This window comes from Bacteroides sp. 1001302B_160321_D4 (assembly GCF_015667765.1).
In the GTDB taxonomy this organism is placed as follows: domain Bacteria; phylum Bacteroidota; class Bacteroidia; order Bacteroidales; family Bacteroidaceae; genus Bacteroides; species Bacteroides xylanisolvens.
Genome location: NZ_JADPLO010000054.1, coordinates 40,169 through 49,343, shown reverse-complemented (window position 1 = coordinate 49,343; position 9,175 = coordinate 40,169). Strand labels below are relative to the sequence as shown.

Genomic DNA, 9,175 nt, shown 5'->3' with positions numbered 1-9,175 from the left:
GAAGCAACAGGATCAATCGTTTGGGAAGAGGATGTTTTCATGATGCAAAAATAAGAATTTTAACGCAATCCCCCAAGGTTTCAGACTGAGCCAATCTTCGCCTACCACCTTATTCATAATTATATTATGGAAACAAAACTAGTTACCGTTCAACCAGCGGTGGGAGGCATGATAAAGGCTTCCAAAGATTCATTTGTTATTCCTAAAGAAGAATTAAAGGATTTCTACCTTAAATTCGCTTTCCTCCTGAACCCGGATTCCTGCTCCGTAAACCGCACCGAATTCGAACTATTAAACATTCTGCTGAAAGACCTGAAAAAAATCTTGGCAGCATTGACTCACCTCAACACCCATCCTTGGGATGAAGGCATCGCAGAAATCCAAATTTCATGCGGTGTTTACTCCCTACAAGATAACTTGAGCAAAGAAAAACGTATGCAAATGAACACCTCTACGGGTAAACACCTACAATTTCTCACCCAAATGGCTATGAACAGTCCAGTGTTCAAACAGTTATTCAGGAACTATCACAACCATTATATCCAAGTGGAAAGTTTGGTTAAACAGATGGCTAAAGAAATGGACCAACAGAAGCAATAAGAACAGAAGTTGGAGAATCAACAGAGGGGGTATCTTTAGAAAAATACATTCATTTCTAAAAATACCCCCTTTAAAATAGGGGTACTTTCAGAAAAAACATATAATTTTGCGCCATCAACCGATAAAAAGTAGACCATTTATGTCAAGAATGCGTTTTTTTGCCTTACAAGAGCTTTCCAACCGGAAACCTCTGGAAGTAACTGCTCCTTCCAACAAACTCTCTGATTATTATGGTAGCCACGTGTTCGACCGCAAGAAGATGCAGGAGTATCTTCCCAAAGAAGCCTACAAAGCTGTAACCGATGCTATCGAAAAAGGTACGCCTATTAGCCGCGAAATAGCAGATTTGATTGCTAACGGCATGAAAAGTTGGGCCAAGTCACTCAACGTCACTCACTACACACACTGGTTCCAGCCTCTGACAGACGGAACAGCCGAGAAACATGACGGTTTTATCGAATTCGGCGAAGATGGCGGAGTAATCGAACGCTTCTCCGGAAAACTACTGATCCAGCAAGAGCCGGACGCCTCTTCTTTCCCCAACGGCGGTATCCGCAACACTTTCGAAGCACGAGGATATACCGCCTGGGATGTTTCTTCACCGGCATTCGTGGTAGACACCACTCTTTGTATCCCAACTATCTTCATTTCTTATACAGGCGAAGCACTGGATTACAAAACTCCATTATTGAAAGCACTTGCCGCCGTAGATAAAGCAGCAACGGAAGTCTGCCAACTATTCGACAAGAACATCACACGCGTATATACCAATTTAGGATGGGAACAGGAATATTTTCTAGTTGACTCTTCCTTATATAATGCACGCCCCGACCTCTGCCTGACGGGACGGACACTGATGGGACACTCTTCCGCCAAAGACCAACAGTTGGAAGACCACTATTTCGGCTCCATCCCTCCACGTGTCACGGCATTTATGAAAGAACTCGAAATTGAGTGTCACAAACTGGGTATTCCCGCCAAAACCCGTCATAACGAAGTAGCCCCCAACCAATTTGAGTTGGCCCCTATCTTCGAAAACTGCAACCTTGCCAACGACCACAACCAGCTTGTCATGGATTTGATGAAACGTATCGCAAGGAAACATCACTTCAATGTACTCCTACACGAAAAGCCATACAGCGGAGTAAACGGTTCGGGCAAGCACAACAACTGGTCGCTCTGCACCGACACCGGCATCAACTTGTTCGCCCCCGGAAAGAATCCGAAAGGAAACATGCTATTCCTCACTTTCCTGGTAAACGCCTTAATGATGGTTTATAAAAACCAGGATTTACTGCGTGCCTCCATCATGAGCGCCAGCAACAGCTACCGTTTGGGAGCCAACGAAGCTCCTCCCGCCATTCTCTCCTGCTTCCTGGGTTCACAACTATCGTCTACTCTCGACGAAATTGTCCGCCAGGTAGGAAACGAGAAAATGACACCGGAAGAAAAAACCACTCTTAAATTAGGTATCGGACGTATCCCCGAAATCCTACTGGATACTACCGACCGTAACCGCACCTCTCCTTTCGCATTCACCGGAAATCGTTTCGAGTTCCGTGCCGCAGGTTCGTCTTCCAACTGTGCCGCCTCCATGATTGCAATCAATGCCGCCATGGCAAATCAGTTGAACGAATTCCGCGCATCAGTAGAAAAACTGATGGAAGAAGGAGTAGGCAAAGATGAAGCCATCTTCCGCATACTGAAAGAAACGATTATCGCTTCCGAACCGATTCGTTTTGAGGGCGACGGTTATTCTGAAGAATGGAAACAGGAAGCCGCACGCCGCGGACTGACTAACATCTGCCACGTACCGGAAGCCCTGATGCACTATATTGACAACCAATCCAAATCAGTGCTGATTGGCGAACGTATCTTCAACGAAACCGAATTGAACAGCCGTCTGGAAGTGGAACTGGAGAAATATACCATGAAGGTGCAAATCGAAGGCCGTGTATTGGGCGACCTCGCCATCAATCACATCGTACCGACTGCCGTTGCCTATCAGAACCGATTGCTCGAAAATCTTCGCGGACTGAAAGAAATATTCCCGGCTGAAGAGTACGAAGTGTTGAGTGCCGACCGCAAAGAGCTGATCCGTGAAATTTCACACCGGGTCACTTCCATCAAAGTACTGGTTCGCGAAATGACCGAAGCACGAAAAGTTGCCAACCACATGGAGAACTACAAGGAAAGAGCATTTGCATACGAAGAAAAAGTACGTCCATACCTCGATCAAATCCGCGATCACATCGATCATTTGGAGATGGAAGTGGACGATGAAATATGGCCGTTACCCAAATACAGGGAACTGTTATTTACTAAATAAAATGCCTATAAGATTGCACGAAAGCTCCCACTTTTGTGCAATCTTTTTATAGATTCGTTCATTTTCTCATTTTTTCTTTTTACTTTTGTGCTGTATAACACAGTTTTGTAGCACTCATGGTAAAAATGAATATGTCAGACATCGATATTTCGGAACCGTTATCCGATATGTTAGCTCCTTTAAATAACGAGCAAAAGGAGTTTCTGATGAACAATTATACGATACAAACCTACAAAAAAAATGAAACCATCTACTGCGAAGGGGAAACACCTTCTCATCTGATGTGTCTTATCAGTGGGAAAGTAAAAATCTTCAAAGATGGCGTGGGAGGTAGAAGTCAGATTATTCGCATGATTAAACCACGCGAATACTTTGCTTATCGTGCTTATTTTGCCAAACAAGATTTTGTAACTGCCGCAGCAGCTTTCGAACCCTCTGTTGTTTGTCTGATTCCTATGAATGCTATCTTAACTTTAGTTGCCCAGAATAATGACCTGGCTATGTTTTTTATCCGCCAGCTTTCTATTGATCTCGGCATCTCAGACGAACGCACTGTCAATCTGACACAAAAGCATATCCGCGGACGCTTGGCCGAATCTCTCATCTTCCTGAAAGAAAGCTACGGCTTGGAAGAAGACGGATCTACTTTGAGCATTTATCTTTCACGCGAAGATTTAGCTAATCTCTCTAATATGACTACTTCGAATGCTATCCGCACATTGTCACAGTTCGCTACGGAACGACTGATTACAATCGACGGAAGAAAGATCAAAATCATCGAAGAAGAAAAGCTGAAGAAAATAAGTAAGATTGGATAAGAAAATTCCTGCACCAGTCGCTCCACCCTAAATAGTGAACATACATATAGAAAATATAATTGCAGACATCAGACGTGGTAACAAACAGGCTTTCAAAAAGCTATTTGATGACTACTATCCTATTCTTTGCGTGTTCGCATCCCACTATATTGAAGACAAAGAAGTTTGCAAAGACATTGCGCAAGATGTATTGTTAGCTTATTGGGAACGGAAAGAAGATTTCGACAACATTTTGAAAGTAAAAAGCTTCCTTTATACCGTCACCCGAAATAAATGTCTGAATCACCTAAAACATGAACAATTAGATATTCCTAATTTTTCCGGACAGGAAGAATTCGATAGTGGTTTTGAAGCTGCTATTATCGAACAGGAAACATTCCACATGGTTCGCAAAGCGGTAGAAGAATTGCCTACCCAAATGCGAAATATCATCTTATACTCTATGAAAGGGTTAAAAAACCATGAGATTGCTGACAAATTGCAAATTTCAGAAGGCACTGTCCATACGTTAAAGAAATTCGCCTATCGCAAACTTCGCGAAAGTCTCAAAGGCATAAATTACACCTTATTACTATTTTTATGCAAATAAAGTAACTTTTTGATTACCCCGTTTTTTCGATTGGATTGTTTTACTTATATAACAAATCGAAAAAACGATGAATTCATTCAAAGAAAAATTTAAAATTGCAAAAATCTTAGCTTCCTTATTTACTCATTCGTCTACTCCCGAAGAGAAAAAAAACTATCATGCGTGGTTGGATGAAAATCCGGAGCATCAAAAAATAGCCGACCGGATATTAAATAAGGAAACGTATGAAGAAAACAGCCGGTTAATAAAAAGCTTCTCTTCACAAAAGGCATGGGACAGAATCTATCCGCTACTAGGAGGAGAAAAAACATCCGGTTTTCTTTCATGGAAAAGGAGTCTGAAATATGCGGCTCTTCTTTTGCTATTGTTAATACCGATTTCATACCTTATTTATAATTGGGTAGCCGGAGAACCAATCGGTGAAATCACTCCAGGAACCCATGGCGGAGAACTGACTTTAAGTAATGGCAACACCTTCAACCTTTTTGAGAATGTCCTTCCGGAGGGTGCAACTGAAGTGTTCATCATTGACTCCAAAGGGATAAATTATCAAACTCCTGCCAACAAGCCCAAAGTGAAAGAAATCAAAAATACGCTTCGTACACTGCATGGTATGGAATGTCACATTGTCCTTTCGGATGGAACAAAAGTACATCTGAACGCAGAATCACAACTGACTTATCCGATTTGTTTCAGCGATAAGGAACGCATCGTACAGGTTGAAGGTGAAGCCTATTTTGATGTTGCTCCAGATAAAGCACATCCTTTTATCGTGCAAACACCGCACACTTCTATTCGGGTGACAGGAACTTCTTTCAATGTAAGGGCTTATGCGGATGAAGAAGTGGAAAGTACTACACTAATTAGTGGAGCTATAGAGATTAGCAGTGAAAACGAAGATTATGAATTGATTCCAAACCAACATTTCGTATATGACAAAAATAGTCGGGAAAGTACCGTATCTAACGTAAATACAGAATTATACACTTCCTGGGAGTCCGGATCATTCATATTTATGAACGTTCCTCTTGAGAATGTAATGTCATATCTTTCCAAATGGTACGGATTCACATACACTTTTGAAGACGATGCAGCCAGACAGGTACAAATCGGAGCTTATCTCAACCGCTATGCAAACATGAATCCAATTATCGACATGATAATGGAATTAAATATGGTAGACATAAAACAAAGAGAAGGTATACTGCACATTTCTTATAAACAATAACTATTAATACATATTATAACTAACGCATTATGAAAAAACGAACACAATCCTCCTCAAAGGGAGTATCTTATGTAAGCAGAAATTTCGTTAAGCTCTGCCTTTTATGGATATTCTCCCTTTCTTCACTTATGATTCAAGCACAAGACAATCAGCGAATCTCCGTTGATCTGAGAGGCGAAAGCCTGGAATCTACGCTTTGGTATTTGCAAAACCGTACAAAATTCATCTTTATGTACGCAACAGAAGATATCGCTAACATAACCGATATCAGCGTAAGGGCAAAAAACAAAACGATCACCGAAATTCTGGATGAATGTCTGGAAGGAACTAACCTGACTTATGAAGTATCAGGCACTGCCATCGTTATTAAGAAAAGAAAGACTAATAAAATCACGATTAGTGGATGGATACGTGATGCAAGCGGTGAAGCACTTCCCGGAGCTACAGTCACTGTCCGAGGTTCAAAACATGGAGCTATCGCCGGACTAGACGGACATTACACTTTTAATATTCCTGCGCAAGAAGGGTTAATATTAACTTATTCATTCATCGGAATGGAGAAAAAGACTGTAAGATATACAGGAAAGAAAACGATTAATGTCACTCTAAACAGTTCCAGTACTGAAATCGACGAAGTGGTTGTAACCGGTTATCAGAATATTCAACGCCGTGACCTAGTAGGTTCTATTACCACAGTAAAAGCAAAAGATATTTTAATGCCTTCATATACCACTATTGACCAAATGTTGCAAGGACGTGTGGCAGGTATGATTGTCACCAATACAAGTAGTCGTGTAGGTACTGCCCCGAAAATTCAAATCCGTGGTACCAGTACCTTACTGGGTAATCAAGACCCACTTTGGGTAGTCGACGGCATCATTCAGGAAGACCCCCTGGAATTGAATGCATCTTCTCTCATGACAGAGGACTTGAAAAACATTATCGGTAATCAGATTTCTTGGTTAAATCCTGCTGATATCGAAAGCATTAGTATTTTAAAAGATGCTTCTGCGACCGCTATTTATGGTTCAAAAGCATCGAATGGTGTTATTGAGATCACAACCAAAAAGAATACGACTGATCGTCTAAGTGTCAATTACACCTCTAATTTTGTAATGGGTACGCGTCCCAACTATGGACAGTTTAATTATATGAACTCCAAAGAAAGAGTACTATTCTCACAAGAAGCTTTTAACTGGGGAACACCTTATGGCACAGAACCAATCAAACAAATATATACTTATGAAGGATTATTGAATATGTATCTATCGCACGATATATCTTCTGAAGATTTTCTGGCACAACGCAATGTTCTGGAAACACAAAATACAGACTGGTTCAAACTACTAACCCGCCGTTCTTTTAGCCATAACCATAATATAAGTGTTTCCGGCGGAACAAATAAATACAGTTATGCAGCTTCTATGGGATATTCCAATAGCGAAGGGCAGGAAATAGGAAACGACAGTGAACGTATGACCGGACGCGTTGCCATCACCATACGCCCGGTACAAAAACTAACGATTAATGCAACGATCAACGGTAGCGTAAGTACGAATAACGGTTTTGCCGGAGGAGTCAATCCTATGGGGTATGCTACTACTACCAATCGTTCTATAGACCCTGATGCTTACTATCAAATGAAAGCCTCATACCCATACAATAGCGGAGTCAAATCATTATCATACAATTTCGTAAATGAACGGAATAATAGTGGTTCTAAATCAAAATCAAGTTTCATGTCAGCTTCGCTAGACTTGAAATGGAATATTTTGGACTGGTTAACTTACCAATTTACTGGTGGATATTCCAATAATAACAGCACAAACGAAGCTTGGGAAACTGAACAAACGTTTTATATTGCTGAAACATATCGTGGTTATGATTTCAACTCTGTCTCACCAAACAGTAAAGAGTTTGGAGCAGCCTTACTCCCATTCGGAGGCGAATTATTCACAAATAACGCACAGCAGTACTCTTACAACATCCAAAATAAACTGCAATTCAGTAAAGCCTTTAATAATGAGAACCGAATTAATGCTTTAGTAGGTATGGAATTACGTTCTTCCACTAATAAAGGTGTCAGCAATACAGTATGGGGATATGCCCCAGATAGAGGAGAAGTAATAACATTACCAACCACTCCACAAGCTTTTACACCTATTACAGGTTCTAAAGACGAAGGATGGGGGCTTTTAAAAAAGATATATGATGGTGGATGGAGAAAAGTCAATACTACAGACAATTACCTTTCCGTATTCGCCACACTAGCATATTCACTCAAAAACCGATATGTTGTTAATGCAAATATACGTAATGATGCATCCAACCGTTTCGGTCAGGATGCTAATCACCGTATTGATCCTACCTATTCATTCGGTTTCTCCTGGAGAGCTTCTGAAGAGGACTTCATGAAGAAATATGTAAAATGGATAACAACTTTAAACTTCCGCGGCACCTATGGTATTCAAGGAAATGCAGTAACGCGCATTAGTCCGGATTTGATTTTAAATCAGGGGAAAGTGGCAAATCTATACAACAGATATCAGTCTACCATCTCCCAAATTCCAAATCCGAATCTATCATGGGAACGTACCAAATCATGGAATTTCGGTGTAGATCTGGAATTATTCAGTATGTTTTATATGAATTTGGAATATTATACAAGACGCTCCAATGCCATTGTTGAACTGGAATTACCTTATGAATATGGAATAACATCCATGAAACGCAACGGTGGTATTATCCACAACAGAGGTATCGAATACACATTAACTTTTACCCCGATACAGAAACGGGACTATGCATTAAGTGTCAGTTTGAATGCTTCCAAGAACTGGAATGAAGGCGGACATACAGACATTGATGTCAATGCAGCTTCCTTCTTAAGTGGACGTTCAGATATTGTATTAAAAGAAGGATATCCGCTCAGCAGTTTCTGGTCATACTCTTTTGCAGGATTAGACGGAAAAACCGGTGAAGCTTTATTCAATCTTTTGGATATTCCGGAAGAAGAACGTAGCAGACAAATAGATCCGACTACTTATCTGGTATATTCTGGTCAGAAAGAGCCTTATTTCACCGGTGGATTGAGCTTAAGTTTCCGCTATAAATCATTAACTTTAAACACCAGTTTTTCACTTTTACTCGGCAACAAGAAGCGTCTGCCATCACCATACAACCAATTCGCTAGTTCTTATTATATGCCGGATCCATATACAAATATAAACCGCGATTTACTGAACCGTTGGAAAGAACCGGGAGACGAAGCCCATACAATCATTCCTTCTTTACCCAAAGCAGGAATGGCTTATATAGAATTGCCCAACAATGAGAATGTTTATAGCATTCCATTATGGGAACAATCTGACGCTATGGTGGTCAGTGGTTCTTTCTTACGCTGCCGTAACATCGGCCTATCCTGGCAAATGAAACGTGAGTGGTGCGAAAAAATATATATGAAAAATCTATCACTCAACTTTAACATGGATAACATCTTTGTTATCGCCAGCAAACGTTTCAACGGTTTCGACCCGGAAGTTAGCAACAGTGTACTTCCACGGAATTATTCATTAGGTATTAACATTGGTTTCTAAAAAAATAAAAAGATA

At 40.7% G+C, this 9,175-nt stretch carries 6 protein-coding genes; all 6 read left to right on the top strand.

Going from position 1 to position 9,175, the window contains the following annotated elements; all coding sequences use genetic code 11:
* Positions 1–126 precede the first annotated feature (126 nt).
* Positions 127–600, top strand: a complete 474-nt coding sequence (locus KFO40_RS18930) for a hypothetical protein (protein ID WP_008645683.1) — start codon at positions 127–129, stop codon at positions 598–600.
* Positions 601–739: 139 nt separating this feature from the next.
* On the top strand, positions 740–2,929 hold the full coding sequence (locus KFO40_RS18925) for a glutamine synthetase III (protein WP_008645682.1): 2,190 nt from the start codon (positions 740–742) through the stop codon (positions 2,927–2,929).
* A gap of 116 nt (positions 2,930–3,045) precedes the next feature.
* Complete coding sequence (locus KFO40_RS18920; protein WP_009039694.1) at positions 3,046–3,747, top strand: Crp/Fnr family transcriptional regulator; 702 nt, start codon at positions 3,046–3,048, stop codon at positions 3,745–3,747.
* A 34-nt stretch (positions 3,748–3,781) separates the two neighbouring features.
* Positions 3,782–4,336, top strand: coding sequence for an RNA polymerase sigma factor (locus KFO40_RS18915; RefSeq protein ID WP_008645681.1), 555 nt, complete (start codon positions 3,782–3,784; stop codon positions 4,334–4,336).
* A gap of 67 nt (positions 4,337–4,403) precedes the next feature.
* On the top strand, positions 4,404–5,564 hold the full coding sequence (locus KFO40_RS18910; protein WP_008645680.1) for a FecR family protein: 1,161 nt from the start codon (positions 4,404–4,406) through the stop codon (positions 5,562–5,564).
* 29 nt (positions 5,565–5,593) lie between these two features.
* Positions 5,594–9,160: a SusC/RagA family TonB-linked outer membrane protein gene (locus tag KFO40_RS18905; protein WP_164497226.1), complete on the top strand. Its 3,567-nt coding sequence runs from the start codon at positions 5,594–5,596 to the stop codon at positions 9,158–9,160.
* Positions 9,161–9,175: the final 15 nt, after the last annotated feature.

Excerpts from the sequence above, each read along its gene's own strand:
- KFO40_RS18930 (WP_008645683.1), top strand. The coding sequence starts at position 127 with ATGGAAACAAAACTAGTTACCGTTCAACCAGCGGTGGGAGGCATGATA.
- KFO40_RS18910 (WP_008645680.1), top strand. The coding sequence starts at position 4,404 with ATGAATTCATTCAAAGAAAAATTTAAAATTGCAAAAATCTTAGCTTCC.
- KFO40_RS18925 (WP_008645682.1), top strand. The coding sequence starts at position 740 with ATGTCAAGAATGCGTTTTTTTGCCTTACAAGAGCTTTCCAACCGGAAA.
- KFO40_RS18920 (WP_009039694.1), top strand. The coding sequence starts at position 3,046 with ATGGTAAAAATGAATATGTCAGACATCGATATTTCGGAACCGTTATCC.
- KFO40_RS18905 (WP_164497226.1), top strand. The coding sequence starts at position 5,594 with ATGAAAAAACGAACACAATCCTCCTCAAAGGGAGTATCTTATGTAAGC.